The sequence below is a fragment of the Microvirga sp. 2MCAF38 genome, from assembly GCF_052115485.1.
GTDB lineage: Bacteria > Pseudomonadota > Alphaproteobacteria > Rhizobiales > Beijerinckiaceae > Microvirga.
The window spans coordinates 21,962-41,439 of sequence record NZ_JBFRGU010000008.1 but is presented as its reverse complement, the minus strand read 5'-3'; the positions used below and the strand labels follow the sequence as shown (position 1 = coordinate 41,439).

General features: G+C 62.2%; 18 protein-coding genes. 9 read left to right on the top strand and 9 right to left on the bottom strand.

Annotation, left to right across the window (positions count from 1 at the left end; translation table 11 throughout):
* Positions 1-218: 218 nt before the first annotated feature.
* Positions 219-1,064, bottom strand: a complete 846-nt coding sequence (locus AB4072_RS16080) for a lysine/arginine/ornithine ABC transporter substrate-binding protein (RefSeq protein ID WP_441969566.1) — start codon at positions 1,062-1,064, stop codon at positions 219-221.
* A gap of 158 nt (positions 1,065-1,222) precedes the next feature.
* Here AB4072_RS16080 and AB4072_RS16075 point away from each other — a divergent pair, with 158 nt between their 5' ends.
* Genes AB4072_RS16075 through AB4072_RS16065 form a run of 3 tightly spaced genes read left to right on the top strand, consistent with a single transcriptional unit; the run spans position 1,223 to position 4,721 of the window.
* On the top strand, positions 1,223-2,707 hold the full coding sequence (locus AB4072_RS16075) for an FAD-binding oxidoreductase (RefSeq protein ID WP_441969564.1): 1,485 nt from the start codon (positions 1,223-1,225) through the stop codon (positions 2,705-2,707).
* Positions 2,704-3,627, top strand: a complete 924-nt coding sequence (locus tag AB4072_RS16070) for a sugar kinase (RefSeq protein WP_441969562.1) — start codon at positions 2,704-2,706, stop codon at positions 3,625-3,627. The genes AB4072_RS16075 and AB4072_RS16070 overlap by 4 nt, the downstream gene beginning before the upstream one ends.
* A gap of 11 nt (positions 3,628-3,638) precedes the next feature.
* A complete protein-coding gene (locus AB4072_RS16065; protein ID WP_441969560.1) occupies positions 3,639-4,721 on the top strand; it encodes an acyltransferase family protein in 1,083 nt (360 codons plus the stop codon).
* Here AB4072_RS16065 and AB4072_RS16060 read toward each other — a convergent pair.
* The 3 genes from AB4072_RS16060 to mbfA are packed head-to-tail and all read right to left on the bottom strand — an operon-like array spanning position 4,705 to position 7,115.
* Positions 4,705-5,184 carry a YbaK/EbsC family protein gene (locus AB4072_RS16060; protein WP_441969558.1) on the bottom strand — a complete coding sequence of 160 codons (480 nt, stop codon included), beginning with the start codon at positions 5,182-5,184 and terminating at the stop codon, positions 4,705-4,707. The genes AB4072_RS16065 and AB4072_RS16060 overlap by 17 nt on opposite strands.
* Before the next feature lie 18 nt (positions 5,185-5,202).
* Positions 5,203-6,090, bottom strand: a complete 888-nt coding sequence (locus AB4072_RS16055; protein WP_441969557.1) for a metallophosphoesterase family protein — start codon at positions 6,088-6,090, stop codon at positions 5,203-5,205.
* Between the two features lie 53 nt (positions 6,091-6,143).
* Complete coding sequence (gene mbfA / locus AB4072_RS16050) at positions 6,144-7,115, bottom strand: iron exporter MbfA (RefSeq protein WP_441969555.1); 972 nt, start codon at positions 7,113-7,115, stop codon at positions 6,144-6,146.
* Positions 7,116-7,557: 442 nt separating this feature from the next.
* Between mbfA and AB4072_RS16045 the strand changes: the two genes are divergently transcribed.
* Together AB4072_RS16045 and AB4072_RS16040 are read left to right on the top strand one after the other, a co-directional pair.
* On the top strand, positions 7,558-8,043 hold the full coding sequence (locus AB4072_RS16045; protein ID WP_441969553.1) for an NUDIX domain-containing protein: 486 nt from the start codon (positions 7,558-7,560) through the stop codon (positions 8,041-8,043).
* Between the two features lie 149 nt (positions 8,044-8,192).
* Positions 8,193-8,696, top strand: a complete 504-nt coding sequence (locus AB4072_RS16040; protein ID WP_441969551.1) for a GNAT family N-acetyltransferase — start codon at positions 8,193-8,195, stop codon at positions 8,694-8,696.
* On the opposite strand, the gene AB4072_RS16035 is transcribed toward AB4072_RS16040, so the two are convergent.
* Genes AB4072_RS16035 through AB4072_RS16020 form a run of 4 tightly spaced genes read right to left on the bottom strand, consistent with a single transcriptional unit; the run spans position 8,697 to position 15,547 of the window.
* Complete coding sequence (locus AB4072_RS16035) at positions 8,697-10,769, bottom strand: hypothetical protein (protein WP_441969549.1); 2,073 nt, start codon at positions 10,767-10,769, stop codon at positions 8,697-8,699.
* Positions 10,770-10,784: 15 nt separating this feature from the next.
* On the bottom strand, positions 10,785-13,589 hold the full coding sequence (locus tag AB4072_RS16030) for a DUF4159 domain-containing protein (RefSeq protein WP_441969547.1): 2,805 nt from the start codon (positions 13,587-13,589) through the stop codon (positions 10,785-10,787).
* Positions 13,590-13,592: 3 nt separating this feature from the next.
* The gene (locus tag AB4072_RS16025) at positions 13,593-14,519 is read right to left on the bottom strand and encodes a DUF58 domain-containing protein (RefSeq protein WP_441969546.1); all 927 of its coding nucleotides are present in this window, start codon (positions 14,517-14,519) and stop codon (positions 13,593-13,595) included.
* Between the two features lie 11 nt (positions 14,520-14,530).
* Positions 14,531-15,547, bottom strand: a complete 1,017-nt coding sequence (locus AB4072_RS16020) for an AAA family ATPase (RefSeq protein ID WP_441969544.1) — start codon at positions 15,545-15,547, stop codon at positions 14,531-14,533.
* Positions 15,548-15,823: 276 nt separating this feature from the next.
* On the opposite strand from AB4072_RS16020, the gene AB4072_RS16015 reads away from it, so the two are divergent.
* From AB4072_RS16015 to AB4072_RS16000, 4 genes are read left to right on the top strand one after another with little or no spacing between them, the layout of a single operon-like run.
* On the top strand, positions 15,824-16,414 hold the full coding sequence (locus AB4072_RS16015) for a DUF1285 domain-containing protein (RefSeq protein WP_441969542.1): 591 nt from the start codon (positions 15,824-15,826) through the stop codon (positions 16,412-16,414).
* On the top strand, positions 16,414-17,049 hold the full coding sequence (locus AB4072_RS16010) for a CoA pyrophosphatase (RefSeq protein WP_441969540.1): 636 nt from the start codon (positions 16,414-16,416) through the stop codon (positions 17,047-17,049). The genes AB4072_RS16015 and AB4072_RS16010 overlap by 1 nt, the downstream gene beginning before the upstream one ends.
* The gene (locus AB4072_RS16005; protein WP_441969538.1) at positions 17,046-17,303 is read left to right on the top strand and encodes a DUF6111 family protein; all 258 of its coding nucleotides are present in this window, start codon (positions 17,046-17,048) and stop codon (positions 17,301-17,303) included. Before AB4072_RS16010 ends, AB4072_RS16005 begins: the two co-directional genes overlap by 4 nt.
* Entirely contained in the window at positions 17,300-18,544 is a 1,245-nt protein-coding gene (locus tag AB4072_RS16000) for a CCA tRNA nucleotidyltransferase (protein ID WP_441969536.1), read from the top strand. Before AB4072_RS16005 ends, AB4072_RS16000 begins: the two co-directional genes overlap by 4 nt.
* Positions 18,545-18,572: 28 nt before the next feature.
* On the opposite strand, the gene hemF is transcribed toward AB4072_RS16000, so the two are convergent.
* Positions 18,573-19,469 carry an oxygen-dependent coproporphyrinogen oxidase gene (gene hemF, locus AB4072_RS15995; RefSeq protein WP_441969534.1) on the bottom strand — a complete coding sequence of 299 codons (897 nt, stop codon included), beginning with the start codon at positions 19,467-19,469 and terminating at the stop codon, positions 18,573-18,575.
* Positions 19,470-19,478: the final 9 nt, after the last annotated feature.

Genomic DNA, 19,478 nt, shown 5'->3' with positions numbered 1-19,478 from the left:
GGGAACGCCGGTCGGGGGCGATTTCGCCGGAAAAACCGGCCACTGCGGGCCGGGCGCACGCGGGTCATTGACGATTTTTGGGGAAAACGAGGGTGTCGGAACGAGAATGGCCTCCTGCCGACCTTGGAAGCCTGAGGCAATAAGGCTTCATGGAAACCGGCCTCAGTGACAGAAGGCGCGGCCAGAACCGCGCCTTGCCGTGATTTATCCGTGTGGCTTCAGCTCTTCGGAGAAATGTCGACCTTGAACCACTTGAGCGCGAGCTTGCTCACCGTGCCGTCCTTGACGGCGCTGTCGATCGCCTCGTCGAACATCTTCCTCAGCGCCGCATCCTGCTTGCGGATGCCGACCCCGACGCCGTCGCCCAGCATTCCGCCGGTCGCGCCCGGGCCGACCATCACGTAATCCTTGAACTCCGGCTTGCCGAGCGTCTCCATGATCGCGACCGAATCCGCCAGGACAGCATCTATACGGCCTGCGGCGAGGTCGAGATCGTGTGCCTCGGTGGTCTTGTATTCACGGATTTCCACCGTGCCCTTGAGATACTTCTCGGCGAAGGCCGCGTGAATGGTCGAGCCCTGCACGCCGATGGTCTTGCCCTTCAGGAGGGGCTTGATCGCTTCAAAGGCCTTTTCCGCTTCGGCCTGCTGAGTGCCGAGGTGGAAGGACTGGCCCGTGCCCGGCATCGCCGCCAGCGGCGAGCTCTTCGCGACGAGGAAGCCGTTGGGGCCGTTGGCATAGGAGTGCGAGAAGCTGATGGTCTTCTGGCGCTCCGGGGTGATGCTCATACCGGCCATGATGGCATCGTACTTCTTGGCGGTGAGCGCTGGGATGATTCCGTCCCAGTCCTGAGCGACGACGTCGCACTTCACTTTCATGCGCTTGCACAGTTCGTTCGCCAGATCAATCTCGAACCCATCGAGCTTGCCGCTCGGTGCGGTGAAGTTCCACGGGGCATAAGCGCCTTCGGTCGCGATTTTCACGCTCTTGACCTGAGCCGCTGCGCCGCCGACGGCGAGGGCGGAGCCGAGCAGAGCCAGGCTGACGGTCCTAATGAATGTCATCGGTGTTCCCTTTGGTGTCTGTGTCGCCTCTTCGAAGGCTTTTCTTGCGCGGTACGATTTTCGTGCCGCTATAAAGTAACTGGAATTTTTGGGAAAAAGACAAGCCCCCGGGTAAAACTCTCAAAAATAGGGCGTTGCGGGGGAGAGCCCGGAATGCCATGACCACTTTTGATGAAACGAGGATGCGCACGGGGATGGACCTGGGGCTGATCGAAAGGCTTGCCGCAAAACTGGGCCCGGACGCGGTCATCTCCGACCCGGCGGGCATGGCGGGCTATCTCGTGGAAACCCGTGGCCTCTATCGTGGCTCGGCCCTGGCCGTGGTCCGCCCGAAGGATACGCAGCAGGTGGCGATCGCTGTCGAGGAATGTGCGGCGGCTCGTGTGCCCATCGTCCCCCAAGGCGGCAATACGGGCCTCGTCGGCGGCGGGGTGCCGTTCGGCGGCGTGGTTCTGTCGCTCACGCGCCTGAACCGCATCCGCGAGGTCGATGCAATCAATGCCACCATCACCGTCGAGGCCGGTTGCATCTTGAGCGAGGTTCAGGAAGCCGCCGATCGGGTCGATTGCCTGTTTCCGCTCTCCCTCGCCTCCGAGGGTTCGTGCCGAATCGGTGGCAATCTCGCCACCAATGCCGGCGGCACCGCCGTTCTGCGCTACGGCAATATGCGCGAATTGACCCTCGGGCTCGAAGTGGTCCTCGCCGATGGCCGGATCTGGAACGGCCTGAAGGGTCTGCGTAAGGATAATACCGGTTACGACCTGCGCGACCTGTTCATCGGCTCGGAAGGGACCCTGGGTATCATCACGGCGGCCGTCCTCAAACTCTTCCCCAAGCCGAAGGTGCGCGCGACGGCCTTTGTCGGATGCGCCGGGCCGCGCGATGCCTTGAGCCTGTTCCAACGCTTTCGCGATGCGGTCGGCGATCGGCTCACCGCTTTCGAATACATTCCGCGCTTCGGGCTGGAGATCGTGCTGAAACACGCGCCCGGCGCGGTTCGTCCGCTCGCGGACGATCATCCGTCCTACGCACTGATCGAATTGTCATCGGCGGAGGAGAGCGTCGATCTGCAAGGGGCGCTGGAAAATGTGCTCACGCGCGCCATCGAGGACGGGATCGTCACTGACGCGGTGATCGCGACGAGCGAGGCGCAGAACCGCGCGCTCTGGGGGCTGCGCGAAAGCCTGTCGGAAGTGCAGCGCAAGGAAGGCGGCTCGATCAAGCACGATGTGGCTGTGCCGGTTTCGCGCGTCGCGGAATTCATCCAGGTCGCAACGAAGGCATGCGAGGCCGAAATGCCGGGCATCCGCGTTTGCGCTTTCGGGCATTTCGGGGATGGCAATATCCACTTCAATCTTTCGCAACCGGTCGCCATGGAGAAGGCGGCGTTTCTTGCGCAATGGGCGCATTTCAATCGCATCGTCCACGATATTGTGCACGGCATGAACGGCTCCATTGCGGCGGAGCACGGCATCGGGCTCATCAAGCGCGATGAGCTGACCCACTACAAGGATCCCGTGGCACTCGACTTGATGCGAACCATCAAGCACGCGCTCGATCCTCACAACATCTTCAACCCCGGCAAGGTTATCGCCATGGGCGATCATGACATTGCAACCGTTCCAGGCGCAAAGATCCCATGAAGACACTCGACATTCTCACCTTCGGCGAGCCGATGATGGAATTCGCCGAGACGCGGCGCGGCGAAGAAAAGCTCTATCTTCCGGGCTTCGGCGGCGATGTGTCCAACACCGCCGTTGCAGCGGCGCGGCAGGGCGCGAAAGTCGGCATCTTCACCGCCGTGGGCGATGATGCTTTCGGGGCGGATTTTCTGAATTTATGGGATCGGGAGGGCATCGACCATTCCACCGTCATTCGCCGTGTTGATGGACGCACGGGCGTCTATTTCATCAGCTACGGAAAAGAAGGGCACGTCTTCTCCTACGCGCGCGCCGGTTCGGCGGCGAGCCTTGTGACGGCGGCCGAGTTGCCGCTGGCGCAGATCGCCGCTTCGCGTGCGCTGCATGTCTCCGGCATCAGCCAGGCGATTTCCACCTCCTGTGCCGATGCGGTCTTCGCTGCGATCCGTCATGCGAAGGCGAACGGCACGGTCGTCAGTTACGATACGAATTTGCGCCTGCGCCTGTGGCCGCTCGACCGCGCGCGCGCGGTGATCCACGGCGCGGTGGCGCTGAGCGATATCGCGCGGCCGAGCCTCGACGATGCGCAGCAGCTCACGGGACTGGAGCGGCCCGAGGATATCTGCTCGTTCTATCTTTCGCTCGGATGCAGCATTGTGGTTCTCACCATGGGCAAGGCGGGAACCATGGTGCGGGCGAAAGAGCGCCTCGACGTCGTGCCGGCGCGGCCCGTGCAAGCGGTCGATGCGACGGGAGCCGGAGACACGTTCGGCGGCGCGTTCCTCGCCGATTGGCTGAAGCATGGCGATCCATTCCAGGCAGCTGCTTACGCCAATGCGGCGGCGGCGCTTTCCACTCTCGGTCAGGGCGCTGTCGCACCCATGCCGCGCCGGGAAGACGTGATGCGTTTTCTCGCAGCTTGAGGCGCGCAGATTTGTCGAAGCTCATTCACATCCAACTGCTTCGTGCGCTCGCGGCACTCTCCGTCGCGTTTCTGCACGCGCAGCATGATGCGGCCACGCGGGGCAACCTTCTCGGCTTTTCCTTCACGCCGCTCGAACGCTTTCCCTGGATGGCCGGGGTCGATGTGTTCTTCGTCATCTCCGGTTTCATCATGGTCTACACCTCGCGGGACCTTTTCGCCGCGCCGGGTGGTCAGAGCATCTTTCTCGCGCGGCGTATCGCGCGCATCGTGCCGCTCTATTGGGCCGTGACGACGCTTTATGTGATCGCGGCTCTCGTCGTTCCAACACTCGTCAACGGCGGCTTGCCGAGCACCTGGGCGGTCATCGCATCCTATCTCTTCATTCCGTTCGATCGTCCGGGGCCGATCCAGCCGATTTATTCATTGGGCTGGACGCTCAATTACGAAATGTTTTTCTATGGGCTTTTCGCGCTCGTGCTGATCCTGCGTGAACGTCTGGCGCTTGTCGTGCTGACGGGCGTGCTGATCGCCCTGACGATTGTCGGGCGCCTCGCATCCCTGCCGCAGCCTCTCGCCTTCTGGACCGATCCGATCATTCTCGAATTCGCGTTCGGAATTGGTCTCGGATGGCTGCGTTTGCAGAATGTGATGCTTCCCTTTTTCGCGCGCTGTGCGTTGGCGCTTTTGGGGTTTGCCCTTCTCGCGGGGAATATCATCGGCCTCAACGCGGATGCGACGACCATGCGGCCCATTGCATGGGGATTGCCCGCGGCCCTTCTGGTCGCCGCCGCAGCGCTCGGGCCCGAGCGTCCCGCGTCATTGAATTGGCTCACGCGCTTTGGCGTTCGCATCGGGGACGTGTCCTACGCAATTTATCTCATTCACCCCTTCGTCATCCGCTCGGTAAGCGAAAGTGTGGCGCGCAGCGGTTGGGGATCGATGCTCGGACCGTGGGGCTTCTTCGCGCTGGCGCTTGCCGGAACGCTCGGCGCGAGTTTTGCCGTCCATCTGTGGTTCGAGCGGCCGGTGACGTCGTGGGTGAGGCGACGGCTGGAGATCAGAAAATTGGAGCCGGTCAGGCAACCCGGATGACTTTGGCGCCGATGGCCTGAGACAGATTTTTCGGCGCGACCGAGAAAACCGCGTTCGGCGTTCCTGCCGCTGCCCACACGATCTCGAAAGGCAGAAGGTCCTCATCCATGAAGGTCGCAAGCGCGGTCTCATGCGCGAAGGGCGGAATGCCGCCGATGGCGAACCCGGTCCAGGCACGCACCGCATTGGCATCGGGACGGGTCAGCGCTTCGCCGATGACTTTCGCCACGCCCGATTGATCGACACGATTGGAGCCGGAGACGAGCAACAGATAAGGCTTGCCGCTGTCCTGGCCTTGAAACACCAGTGACTTGACGATCTGGCCCACATGGCAATCGCAAGCCGCCGCCGCTTCCTCCGCCGTGCGTGTCGATTGCGGCATCTCGCGGATCGTGATGGCAAGCCCGAGCCCTTGCGCAGCGTCGTGAACGCGTTGGGCGGCGGGCGGAAGAGTGGTGCTCATGATTGTCCTTACGGATGCCTATGCGAGCGACAGCATACCCATGCCGCCGAAGGTGTCATCTGGCCTCAAACCTCGCAATTCGGCGGAGAGCAGAAAGCCGGTCTCATCCTGATCGATGGTGAAGAGATGATATCCTGCGCGATGCGTGTGCGTGCCGCCGCGTGCGGAAGCGGAAGGCGCGCCGATCACGGGCACCTGACCGCGCGGACCTTTCAGATAGGCGAGCGAGCCCACATGGTTGTGGCCGTGCAGAACGAGTTCCGCTCCGACGCGGCGGATCATGGCCTCGAAGGCAGGCGCATCGGTGAGGCTGCGTCCGGGCGTTGTTCCGCCCACATGCGGCGGGTGGTGGATCAGCACGACGCGAAAGCATGAGCGATCCTGTCCGAGGTCGTCGAGAAGTGTCTCTGCGTCCCGCAGCTGCTTTGCTCCAAGACGCCCGCTCGCCATGAAGGGCAGTGTCGGAACGGCGGATGAGAGGCCGATGATGGCGATGGGGCCATGGCGCCGCAGGAACGGAAAGACGCCCTCGCGCCCATCATCGCCGCGCGTGAAGGGAGCGACCTCGCGCAGTAATCCCTGGAGCGCGCCCGGCACATAGGCATCGTGGTTGCCCGGCACGAAGCTGACCGTCTCCGGCCCGCCGAGACCTTCGAGAAAAAGACGCGATGTCGGCCATTCGCTCGGCAGGCCGATATTGCAGGTATCGCCCGTGCAGGCGATGTGATCGGGCTTCTGCGCCTTGATATCGGCCACGAGCGCGGCGAGCAGCGCCATGTCGTGAAGGGCCTCGCGGCTGCGCTGCCAGTTGACCCAGCCGGTCACGCGCTTGCTCAGAAGCTGGCGCAGTTGCGGCCGCGAGAGCGGCCCCACATGAGGATCGGTCAGATGGGCGAGGCGGAACATGACAACCGGTGATGCGAAGGAGCGGCGAGAGTTCGCCGCTTCGCCAAACTTCGTCAAGCGCTGCCGATGAAAATACCGGCGAGAAGAACGAGCACGCCGCCGACGATGACCTGGAAGGAGGCCCGCAGGAACGGCGTATCCATATAGCGGGAGCGAATCCAGGAAATCACCACGAGTTCGATGGCGACCACGAGTGCGGCGATGCTCGTCGCGATGTGAAAGGCGTTCGGCCAGGAATCCGGCACCAGATAGGGAATCGTATGGCCGAGCCCGCCGATGGCCGTCATGACGCCGCAGATCACGCCGCGCCAGAATGGCGAGCCACGTCCGGTGATTTCGCCATTGTCGGAGAGCGCTTCGGTAAAGCCCATGCTGATGCCCGCGCCGACGGAAGCAGCCAAGCCGACGAGGAAAGTCTCCCAGTTGTTCTGCGTGGCAAAAGCGGCGGCAAAGAGCGGGGCGAGGGTGGAAACCGAGCCGTCGATCAGCCCCGCGAGCCCCGGCTGCACATATTGCAGCACGAAGAGCCGCTTGCGCATGGCTTCCTCGGCGACCTCGGCGTTCTCGCTCAGATGCGCATCGTGGAACTCGCTGGCCTTCTTCTCGTGGCCGCGCTCCACTTCCGCGAGCTTGGTGAACAATTCACGCGCGCCCACATCCAGGGTCTGGAGGGCGGCTTTGTCGTAGAAATTGGCCGCCTGCAGCTCCATGATCTCCGCTTCGCGGCGCATCTTGTCGAGGTCGAGATGGGGGCTCCACCAGATGGGGCGGCGCTTGAGGAAGCCGCGCACGTCCTCCCGCCGGATCGGCGGCAGGTGCTCGCCGAAGCGTGTGCGGTAGAGTTCGTAAAGGGAGTTGCGGTGCTCGCGCTCTTCCTCGGCCATATCGTCGAACAGGCCGGCGGAGGCCGCGAAATCGGGCCGGAGCCGGTCGGCGAAGCTCTGGTAGATTCGCGAATCTTCTTCTTCGTTAGCGATGGCGAGCGCCAAAATCTCGCGCTCATCGAGTTCCGCCAGGGCTTTCATTCTTAAAAACTCCTATTTAGAAATATTCTAAACAAGAATTTCAGGAGTTGCCAAGACTCTGTCTGCGAAGACTCTGGGAGAAATTCTTCGGCCCTTCTACCGGAGGACAGGTTCGGCGAGGGGCAAAAAAGCAAAAGGCCGGTAAGAACCCGGCCTTGACGGCATTCTTTAGGTTTTGCTGCGCTTCTTAGTACTGCGCGCCCGGGATCAGCGTCGAATAGATCGTGCGATCATCGAAATCGAGGGCGGGCGACCACGAGAAGCGGGCCGAACGGGTCAGGCGGGAGAGGATGAGAGAGATGAACATTTTCAACACCATTGATCTGGCGCTGTATTAGACCCGCGTAGGTTGAGGGTCACGCGCTCAATTTAGTGGTCAGATATGCAACTTTGGTATGACTTGTTCAGGATTCTGTAATCTTTCTGTGTCCCGTTGGTCTTTATGCTCGCCAATCGCCTCTCAAGCCTTATCCCAGAAGCTCTCCTCCGGCGGGTTCTCCATACCTATTGGCGGTTTTCACGTGGCCTGACAGTCGGCGTTCGTGCGGTCGTAGTGGATTCCGAGAACCGCGTCTGCCTGATCCGGCACACTTACATCTCCGGCTGGCACCTCCCGGGCGGTGGGGTTGAGGCCGGGGAAACGGTCGTGGAGGCCCTGGAGCGCGAGTTGCGGGAGGAGGCCTGCATCGAGGCCGCAGGTGTGCTCGAACTCCATGGGATCTTCTTCAACGCGCGGATTTCCAGGCGCGACCATGTCCTTGTCTATGTGGTTCAAAACTTCCGTCAGCTCGGCACGAAACAGCCCGACCGGGAGATCGCCGAGACCGGGTTCTTCGCGCTCGATGCCCTACCTGAAGGGACGAGCATCGCCACGCGCCGACGTCTTGCGGAGATTTTTGAAAGAACTCCGCGCATCCAAATGTGGTGAGAGTGTTTGCGCCGAGACCGGAACGCTGCTATTGGCCAAACCTCTCTTAAAGGAACGACCACTTTCATGACGGCAGAGCGGACATTGCGACGACGAAACGGCTGAAGTTTTCCGCCGTTCCCATTGCCATGTTTTTCGCGAGTCTGCCCGTGACCGAGCTGTCGTTGATTATCCGCTCCGAACTTCCTATCGATTCCGATGCGATCGAGCGCTTGCATGAGCGCACTTTCGGCCCTGGCCGCTTTGCCCGCACGGCCTCTCGCCTTCGGGAAGGCGCCTCGCATGACATGGCTTTGTCCTTCACGGCCCTCGTGGGCACCCTACTCGTCGGCTCGGTCCGTCTGACGCCGATCACGGCGGGTGAAAAACCCGGCTTCATGCTTGGACCTTTGACGGTGGAACCGGCTTTCGAGAACCGCGGCATCGGCGGCGCCTTGATGCGCCGCTCTATCGATGCAGCGCGAGACAAGGGGCATGAGCTGGTCCTTCTTGTCGGCGACGAGCCTTACTACAAACGCTTCGGCTTCAGGCGCATCCCCTATCACCAGCTCACGCTGCCCGGCCCGGTCAATCCTGATCGGTTTCTTGCATTGGAGTTAGTCGAGGGTGTGCTCGCCGAAGCGCATGGGCTGGTTGCGCCAAGGCCGGATTGATCACGAACTTCGGCGTCGGCCTTCTATCACCCAGGCCGCTAGCGTCGAACCGAGAAGCAGCACCAGACCGAGAAAGCCAAGAGCGACAGGGAAGACTGAAACCCCGCGCACGACAGCGCTGTCGCTCATTTTAAAACCGATCCAGTCGCTGCCCGCGAAACGGGAACCTGAGCGCATGGTGACGAGACGCGGAACCGTGATGCCGTTGCCATCCGCCACACGCCGCACCGAACCGCCGGTCGCTGTCGCGACAGGACGGAGCAGTTCGGTGTTGCTGAAGACGTCCGCAAGCTCGCGCGGGTTGGCCGGGCCGAGACTGACGAAGGCGACAAGATTGCCTGAGCGCAGGGTGTGAAGACCGAGTTCCGGGCTCTCGACGCTGGCACTGAAGAGGCCGGGTCGTTCCGGGCTGAGTTGCAGGCTTCGTTGCGTTCCGCTCGGCGCGGTCAAGGTCACCGGGTCGGCAAGGTCCTGCATCGTCTGCCGTTCGATCCTGATCGTTTGGCCGCGTGAGGAGGCACGCAGCGCCTCTTCTTCCAAAGCGGGCTCCTTCATCAGCCAATGGGCCAGCCGCCGAAGCAGATCGAGGTGAGGGCCGCCCTCGCGATAGCCGCGCGCCCAAAGCCAGGCGTGATCGGAGAGAAGAAGCGCCACGCGGCCTTTCTCTTCACGTCGCAACACAAGAAGTGGCAAGTCGCCTGCACCAGACATGAGTGTCGAGCCCGATTGAACCTGCGCGCCGATGATCCGCAGCCACTCGCCCCAGGTGGGAGGATTCGTTTCCGAACCCGGCAGGTCGCGCGTAACAGGATGGCGCATGCCGGGGCTGGTCAGGCGCGCCTTGTACGGCTCCTCAAGGATACGTCCGTCGGGGCGTCCGGGAATGATCGAGGCGAGGCTGGTCTGCGCCAGGCTTCCATAGCTCGTGAATTCGGGACCCGCCGCGATGAGAACAGCGCCGCCTTCCGCAACATAGCGCGCGATGTTGTCAAAATAGCCAGCGGGCAGAACGGCGCTCTGGTTTGCGTAGCGGTCGAAGATGATCAGGTCGAATTCCTTGATCTTGTTCTGGAACAGCTCGCGATAAGGAAAGGCGATCAACGACAGCTCGTTGATCGGCGTACCGTCCTGCTTCTCAGGTGGGCGCAGGATGGTGAAATGAACGAGGTCGACATTCGCGTCGGACTTCAGAAGATTGCGCCAGGTGCGCTCGCCAGCATGGGGCTCGCCGGATACGAGCAGTACGCGAAGCTTCTCGCGTATGCCCTCAACGGTGATGACCGCACGATTGTTGGTCAGCGTGAGTTCGTTGGGAAGTCCCTCCACTTCAAGTTCGATCACGTTCGGCCCCCCGTGATCGATCTTTACAGCGAGGGAGAACGGGGTATCGGTGCGGATGCGCTGCTGCGCGAAGACTTGCCCATCTCTGCGCACGATCAACATCGCTGAGCCCGTACCCCCGCGTTCCTGCACTTCAGCACGGATGGTCTGCTCCTTGCCGACAATGCCGAAACGCGGTGCTTCGATAAGCTTGATCTGCCGATCCCGTTCGTCGGGATGGCCGGTGATCAACGCGTGGAGAGGGGCCTTGAAGCCGAGGGCTTCCAGTGATGCGGGGATGTCGTGAACGACACCGTCCGTGATCATCACGATCCCGGCGAGCCGATCCGGCGGCACATCCACGAGACTGTTCGAGAGTGCCGTGAAAAGGCGCGTGCCGTCATCGCCCTGGCCATCTGGAACATCGATGAAGCGCGGCTCTATATCCGTGAGAGAACCGAACCGGCGCTGCAACTCGTCGCGCACGCGATCAGTCATGGCACTTCTGTCGCCGAGGGTTTGTGAGGTCGACCGATCCACCACAATCGCTACGATGCCTTTGACCTTCTCCCGCTCCTCTTGGACGAGCGACGGGTTCGCAAGAGCGAGTAGCACTAGTGCAAGTGCGAGCGCGCGGATCAATGCCAACGCACCGCGCGAAATGACAGCCACCACTGCGAGCAGCGCCGTGATGACGCCGAGCGCCCAGAGTGCATACTCAGGAACGAGAGGGGAGAAGTTTAAGGAGATCATAGTGACATGCCCTCCCTATTGCCCAAGCCGTTCGAGCAGGGCCGGCACATGCACCTGATCCGCTTTGTAGTTTCCGGTCAGCGCATACATGACAATGTTGATGCCACCGCGAAAAGCCATTTCACGCTGGCGCAGATCGCCACCGACCACCGGATAAAGCGCCTCTCCGCGCTGGCCGACGGCCCAGGCCGCCGCCAGATCGTTTGACGTGATGATGATCGGGGACACGCCGTCGCCGGAGCGGGCGGGACCTGTCGTTTCTCCCTCCACAGGCGGCGCCAGCGCCTCGACCCAGGTCTGGCCGGTTGCGTAGCGGCCGGGGAACGCGTCGAGAAGATAGAATGTCTTCGTCAACACATGATCCTTGGGAACGGGAGCGAGTTCGGGAATATCGAGCGTCGCGAGCATGCGTCGCAGATATTGCGCCTCGGGCGTCGATGCGCCGCTGCGGCTCATGCCGAAGGCGTCGCGCGTGTCGAAGATCACCGTGCCTCCATTCTTCATGAAAGCATCGAGCCGACGAATGGCCGTCTCGGACGGGATCGGACGATTGGCGACGATGGGCCAATAGAGAATGGGGAAAAAGGCCAACTCGTCTCGGGCCGGGTCGACGCCAATGGGATCGCCCGGTTGAAGCGCCGTCCGCAGGCCGATCATCTGCGTGAGGCCTCTCAGACCCGCCTCGCTGATCGCATCCACTTTCGCATCGCCTGTGATGACATAAGCCAACCGTGTCACAAGCGCGGCGGAAATGGTGTTGCGATCGATCGGGGGCAGGCTTTCTTGCGCTCGCACGTCGGAGAAGGAGGCGACAGCAATCAATGCAGCCAAGATAAGAACGACGCCGGCGCCTGCGCGACGAAACCGGCTCGCCAGGGCCGCGAATTGGCCGCCGAGCCACAAGGACGCGATGGTATCCAGCAAGAGCAGCAACAGAGCAGCGGCGAGAAGTGATGGGCGCAGATCGATGGTTTTTTCTCCGACCAAAGCCGCCACTTTCGCGTTCAAAGGCTTGTAATCCAGGGGGGCCAGCAGGTCGTTTTGAATGAGTGCATTCACGGCGAGGTTGGAATCGGCCGGCCCGTAGAATCCTGCCGGGTGTTCTTCCGTCGCGCGTTGTGCATAATCGCGTGGGACAGCATGCGATTGGATCGGTGGCGAGACCAGCGTGCCGAATCCGTCGAGCGTCACGCGGGGCGTGAGCGCCTCCGTGCCCGCATCGCGGGCTTCCGTTCCGAGTTCTACCGATGTGGCGGCAAGCGCGGTGATCCTGCGCAACATGTCGACGAACAGGCCTGACAACGGCAGGTTCGACCAGTTGGTATTCGCCGTGACGTGGAAGAGTACGATCAGCCCCTTGCCGCGCTTATCGGCGGTAACGATGGGCGTCCCGTCTTCGAGTGCAGCCCAGGTCTTTGACGGAAGATCGCCATCGGGCTCCGCGAGGATCTGGCGATGCACGCCGATTTCCGCGGGGACGGTGAGACCGAAGAAAGGGCTTTCGCGCGTAAAAGGCGCGAGTGTGCGTGGTGTATCCCACGAGAGCGCGCCGCCGAGATTTCGCTCGCCACGGCGCAAACGCACGGGCACCAATTCGTCATTGCCTGCGACGAGGCGCGTTCCGGCAAAGCGTAGGAGTAATCCGCCGCGCTCGACGTAATCTTTCACCTTGGCGAGCGTATCGGCGTCGAGACCTCCCACGTCGGCGAGAACAAGAACAGAGGCCTGCTCGTCGATGAGTTGACTGATCGCTTCCGCCACGGCGCCACGCCCCTCGCGGACCTCCGCATAGGGGTTGAGCGCCTTCGTGATGTAATAGGTCGGTGCGAGCAAAGGCTGTGATTGATCGACGGTTCCGCCGAACACGACGCCGACACGTTTACGCTTGCCGCTTTCATCGACGAGCGTGACGGCGCCGGCCGACCGTTCGCCCAGAATTTCGATGCGCGTGATCGAGTTTCGCACTTCTAGCGGAACCTTGAAACTCGCTTCAGTTTCAAGAGCATTCGCTGCGAAGCCGAAGCGCGCATCGGCGAGCGGAAGCCCCTTCTGATCGAGGGCACGAACGATTCCGCTGTCGCGCTCGTTGGTTTCGGCGCGCACGATGCGGACCTTGAGCTCGTCGGCTTGGTTTTCGATGCCGGTAAGCGCCAAAGCCCGCGCGCGCTCGGTCTTGAGCACGGTTACCGGATGGTTTGCGACGAGAGGAGCAAGATCGTCGATGAATCCCTGCTCATCGATGCCGCGAACGCCGTCGCTGATCCACACGATTTCTGCATCCGGCGTTGCTTTGAGGAATTGCCGGATTGGTTCAACGAGGTTTTTGCGGTCGGCCAGATAAGGCTGGGGTTTAAAACTGCGAAGCCGCTCGAGTGCGCTTGCGGGATCCGACAATTCGACAATCGGTGCGCGTGAGGCCGTACCTGTGACGGCGACGGCGCGTCCCTCCCGCTCGGCGGACTCGATCCGCGCCGTGGCGAGATCGACGCGTTCCACCCAATCGTGGGCCGCTGTGAATCCGTTATCGATGATGAGCAGGATGGGGCCGCGTCCTTGGCCTACAGGCAATGGATTCCAGATTGGTCCTGCTGCTGCGAGGATGAGGAGCGTTGCGAGAGTGAGGCGCAGCAACAGAAGCCACCACGGCGTGCGTGCAGGCGTTTCACGCTGCGGTAGAAGATCCGCTAAAATCCTCAGAGGCGGAAAATCGATCCGCTTCGGTTGTGGCGGCGTTACGCGCAAAAGGAGCCAGATGGCGGGCAGTGCAATGAGCGCTGTGAGAACGAGGGGAACGGCGAAGGTGAGGGGAAGACCGAGCATGATCTAGCGCCCCCTCGGCCCGACGCCACGAGCTGTTGCGACGAGGGTGATGACGCGAAGCGCCGCTTCGCTCGCCGGGCGATCCGTTCGGTGAATCGTGAATGTCCAGCCGCGGCGGCGCGTCAGCTCCTCGATCGCATCGCGATGCGTCGCGATCCGCTCCCGATAGGAGCGGCCCCACAAATCGGCATCGCCGATGCGTAGCGACAGGCCCGCTTCGAGATCGTGCAACTCGGCCTGTCCGTGAAACGGGAAGCTCTCCTCCACCGGGTCCACGATCATGACGAGATGTCCGCGCGCGCCGCGACTCGAAATCGCCTCCACGGTCGTCGCGATCTCGTTCAGAGGGGAGAGAAAGTCGCTGACGAGGATCACCTCATCCTGTGCGGCCACCGGAGCTTGCGGTGGGAGATCGTCCTCGAGTGCGATCTGATCGGCGACGATGACTTCGGCCATGATCTCGGCGATGCGGCTCGTCGCGCGTGGCGGCATAAGGCCCAGCATGCCGACGCGCTCTCCGCCATCGACGAAGGTATCCGCGAGCGCAAGTCCAAGGACGAGCGTGCGTTCGATCTTCGAGGCCTGGGCGAGATCCGATACAAAGCCCATTGACGCGGAGCGGTCGAGCCAGAACCAGACCGTATGGGCCGTTTCCCATTCGCGCTCGCGCACATAGAGGCGGTCGTCCCGCGCGGAGCGCCGCCAGTCGATCCGCTGCGCAGCCTCACCGGTCACGAAGGGGCGAAACTGCCAGAACGTTTCGCCCATGCCCGCGCGCCGCCGCCCGTGAATGCCGTGCGACAGGGTGGCTGCAACTCGCCGTGCTTCGAGCAGAACGCGCGGCATACGGTCCGCCAGCGTGAGCGCTTCCCGCGTTTCACGAGGACTGGGAAAGCGGCTGGTTTCGGGAAGGACCCGGGTGCGGGCCATGACGCTGACCTTTAAGCGCCGAGCCGCGCCGTCAGGCGAGCGATGATATTGGAAATGGTCTCGCCATCCGCCCGCGCGGCGAAGGTGAGCGCCATGCGGTGTTTGAGAACCGGTTCCGCCAATGCCGCCACATCCGCGATGGAGGGCGCGACGCGCCCTTCGATCAGCGCCCGCGCTCGCACGGCGAGCATCAGCGCCTGACTTGCACGCGGCCCGGGGCCCCAAAGCAGCTTGTCGGATACCCCTGAGATGGCTTCGCTTTCCGGCCGTGCCGAGCGCACGAGATCGAGAATGGCCTCGACAACACTCTCGCCGACCGGCAGGCGACGCACGAGGCGTTGTGCGTTCATCAATCCATCGGCGCTCATCACAGTCGAGGGCTTGCGCTCGTCCACACCCGTGGTTTCGATGAGGATTCGCCGTTCCGCTTCGCGACCCGGATAACCGACATCGATCTGGAGCAGGAAGCGGTCGAGCTGGGCTTCTGGGAGGGGATAGGTACCCTCCTGCTCAATGGGGTTTTGCGTCGCCAGCACGTGGAACGGTTGCGGCAGATCGTGTCGCTCGCCAGCCACCGACACGTGATGCTCCTGCATCGCCTGCAGCAAAGCCGATTGCGTGCGCGGACTCGCGCGGTTGATCTCGTCAGCCATCAGGAGCTGCGCGAAGACAGGTCCTTTCACGAAGCGGAACGAGCGCCGTCGGTCGGCTCCTTCGTCCAGGATCTCGGAGCCGATGATGTCAGATGGCATCAGATCCGGCGTAAACTGAACGCGTCGCGCATCGAGGCCGAGCACGGCCCCGAGCGTTTCGACAAGCTTGGTCTTGGCGAGGCCTGGCACGCCGACAAGGAGACCGTGGCCGCCTGCGAGGAGCGTGATGAGGCTCAGATCGACCACATCTTCCTGACCGAAGATGACGGTATGGATAGCTTCCCTGGCCCGCCCGACGGTTTCAAGCGCTTCTTCGGCGTGCTGAACGATGGCGTCGTCGAGAATTGTAGGCGCTTGCGCTGTGCCGGCCGTCATCGGGATCTCCTCAATCAAATCCACTTGCAAACCAACTTGCATCGCGTCGAAACCAGTTTGCCTTCCTTCGAGTGCCGGATGCAAGCGCGTCTATGCGCCATAGAAAGGGCGAACATGAGGCGAACTGGACGTCGCGTCTTACGCTTCTATGCTCTGTATCGTCATGCAGACGACCTTGAAAATCGAATTTCCCTTTTCCGGCCGCGTCCTAGCAAGTAGCAAAGATTTCATGTCCGTCGATCCTCAAAGTTCAACATTCCTGTTCACGTCCTTGTCATGAGCAACCCCGCCACCAACGCCCTGGCCCGCCTCATCGAGGCTCTCGGCCCAGATTCCAAGCGCAAGGGCCCGCCGCCCGTCGAGCGATGGAACCCGACTTATTGTGGCGAAATCGACATGCGGATCGCGGCGGACGGATCCTGGCACTACATGGGTTCGCCGATTTCTCGCCCGGCGCTCGTTCGTCTGTTCTCTACCGTCTTGCGAAAAGACCCGGAGCGCTACGTTTTGGTCACGCCGGTGGAGCGGGTCGGCATCGTGGTGGAGGACGTTCCCTTTCTCGCGGTGGAAATGGCCGTGGAAGGGGCGGGGATGGAACGCCAGATCGCGTTCCGCACCAATGTGGACGATCTAGTCTCTATCGGTCCGCAAAACCCGCTACGCTTCGAGCGGGATGCATTCGATGGCGTGCGCCCCTATGTGAAAGTACGCGGCGACCTCTGGGCTCGCCTGACACGCAGCCTTGCCTGGGACCTGATAAGTCTCGGCGAGGAACGCGAGATGGGCGGAGAGATCATGTTCGGCGTTGCCGTTGGAGGCACTTTTTTCCCCATTGCCCCGGTTTCCTCGCTCGATGGCGCCGTCTGATGTCGGAGTTTCTCGATTCCGAGCATTTCCTGGCCCTGGCCGCTGAAAAGCTCAGGTCGCATCCTCCGGAACTGGGTGAGGCCTTGTCCAACCCGCGCGGCGACCATTCAATCGACAATGTGCCGCTCGTCTCCCCTCTGCAGCCGAGAATTGCGGCGGTGCTGGTTCCAATCGTGATGCGCCATGAGCCGACCCTGCTTTTCACCGAGCGAGCGACAAGCCTTCGCGAACACTCTGGACAGATTGCCTTTCCCGGCGGCCGGGTCGATGCGACGGACCCTACCATTCTCGCGGCGGCTTACCGCGAGGCCGAGGAAGAGATTGGGCTCGGTCAAGCCTTCATCAGCCCGCTCGGCTATCTCGACGCCTATCTCTCGACCACAAATTATCTGGTGATGCCGGTGGTGGCTCAGGTTTCGCCCGCCTATACGCTCGCGCTCAATCCGCATGAGGTAGCTGATACGTTCGAGGTGCCGCTCCATGTGCTCATGAACCCTCAGCGACACGAGCTTCACGCGCGGGAGTGGAAGGGTCGTCTGCGCCGCTACTATGCAATGCCCTATGAGGGACGCTACATCTGGGGTGTTACCGCGGGCATCGTCCGCAATCTCTACGAGAGGCTATACTCATCATGACGCGGGCGATTTTCGGGGAATTTCTGTTCTTTCTCCTGCCGTTCGCCGTCTTTGCCGTCTACCTTCTCATTTTGCGACGAAATCCTCTTTTCTGGGAGCACTGGAGCGATCAGGCCGTCTGGCTCGCGGCGGCGGGGCTCATCTGTGTCATCCTCGCGTTGCTCGTGACCGGCCTCACCGCCGACCGGGAGACAGGGGCCTTTCAGCCGACGCACGTAGAAAACGGGCGCATCGTGCGCGGGCAATTCAAGTGACGTCTCCACTCGATCACAAAGCTCTCGCGGAGCTTTTGGCGCGGCCGCATTTAAAGCGACTTCTGGATGTCCTGAACGGGCGCGGGGAGGAAACCCGCGTGGTCGGCGGCGCGGTGCGCAACGCGCTTCTGAGCCGTCCCGTATCGGATCTCGATCTCGCAACCACGGCTTCACCGGATGAGACGATGAGGCGTGTTGAGAAGGCTGGTTTCAAGGCTGTGCCGACGGGCGTCGAGCACGGTACCGTGACCGTCATCGTCGATGGCGAGCCCTTCGAAGTGACGACCCTGCGCGAAGATGTCGAGACGGATGGCCGCTATGCCGTCGTCTGCTTCGGACGCGATTTCAGGGCGGATGCTTTCCGGCGCGATTTCACCATTAATGCTCTGTCGGTCGGGATCGACGGTCGGCTCTACGACTATACCGATGGCGAGGCCGATCTCGCTGCGCGGCGCGTGCGGTTCATTGGCGATGCCCATGCCCGGATCCGGGAGGATTTCCTGCGCATCCTGCGATTCTTCCGCTTTCATGCGGAATACGCGAACGGAGAGCCCGACAGGGAAGGACTGCTTGCCGCCAGTACCGAGCGTGCGGGGCTCGAACGCCTTTCCCGAGAGCGGGTCCGCAACGAACTTCTCAAGCTTCTTTGCGCGCGTCGCGCACTGGAAACGGTTGCCGTCTTCGCGGAATACGGCTTTCTCACCCTGCTTCTTGGATCAGCGGTCGAGCTGGGGCGTTTCACTCGCATCGCCGAAGCGAGTCCGAGAATCCCCTCGACCGGACGTCTCGCGGCCCTTGCGGTTATGGTTGAGGATGATGCCGAAAGACTGCGCGAGCGGTTGCGGCTCTCGAACGAGGAACAGGCCAGCCTCGTGATCTACGGACAACTCCTTGCTCGTCTGAAGAATGCTGCGGAGGTCATCGACGCGGCGGCCATGCGTCGGCTTGCGGCGGATTATCCAGTCGAGAGCCTCGAACTCGTCTTTGCCGCGACGCGTGGCGAGCCTCGCCCTATCCTGCATGATGAGGCGGCCGAGCTGCTTGCGAAGTATGCGCAAGGAGAGGTGGGCGTCCCGGTTTTTCCTCTCCGGGGCGCAGATCTCATCGCCCATAACGTTCCGAAGGGTCCAAAGATCGGCGAACTTCTGGCCCTTGCCCGGCAAGGCTGGCTCGACCAAGGCTGTCCTTCCGATGAAGCCTCGGCAAAGGCCCTGCTTCAGCGTTTGCTAGCGTCGGTTTAATCGGAAAGGGCAGGGCGGTAGTCTATCCTTACGGCCACCGCGCAGTCGGGGGCATCGAGGAGAGGATCGAATCGATATTGCCGCCGGTCTTCAGTCCGAAGATCGTGCCCCGGTCATAGAGCAGGTTGAACTCGACGTAGCGGCCGCGTCGCACCTGCTGCTCCACCCTTTCGGCCTCGGTCCAGCTCTTGGTCGCGTTCCGGCGCACAATCTCCGGGTAGATCCTGAGGAAGGCCTCGCCCACGTCGCGGGTGAAGGCCAGATCCTCATCCGGGTCGCCGGACCAGTGATAATCGTAGAAAATGCCGCCGGTGCCGCGCGACTCGTTGCGGTGCTTGAGGAAGAAGTACTCGTCGCACCACTTCTTATACTTTTCATAGGGAGCCGATGCCGCGTGGAGGTCACAAGCTTCCTGCATCGCGGCATGAAAGGCGATCGTATCGGGGTCCTTCTGTGTCCGGCGGGCGTCGAGAACCGGCGTCAAATCCGCGCCACCGCCGAACCAAGGCTTGGTGGTGACGACGAAACGAGTGTTCATGTGCACGGTCGGCACATTCGGGTTCCACGGATGGGCGATCAGCGAAATGCCCGAAGCCCAGAAGCGGGGATCCACGTCCGAGCCGGGGATCTGGCCGCGAAATTCCGGCGCGAACTCCCCATGGACTGTCGAGACGTGGACGCCGACTTTCTCGAAGACGCGCCCGCGCATCATCGACATGACCCCGCCGCCGCCGGGATTGCCGCTGTGGTCCTTGCGCTCCCAAGGCTTGCGCTCGAAACGGCCAGGAGTGGAGGCTTCCACAGGAAGCGGCGCGGTCGTCTCGTCCTCGATAGCCTCGAAAGCCGCGCAAATCCGGTCGCGAAGAGAGGCAAACCAGAGGGGAGCTTCGGCTTTCATGCGCTCGACAGCGGCATCATTGTTCATCGGTGTCTC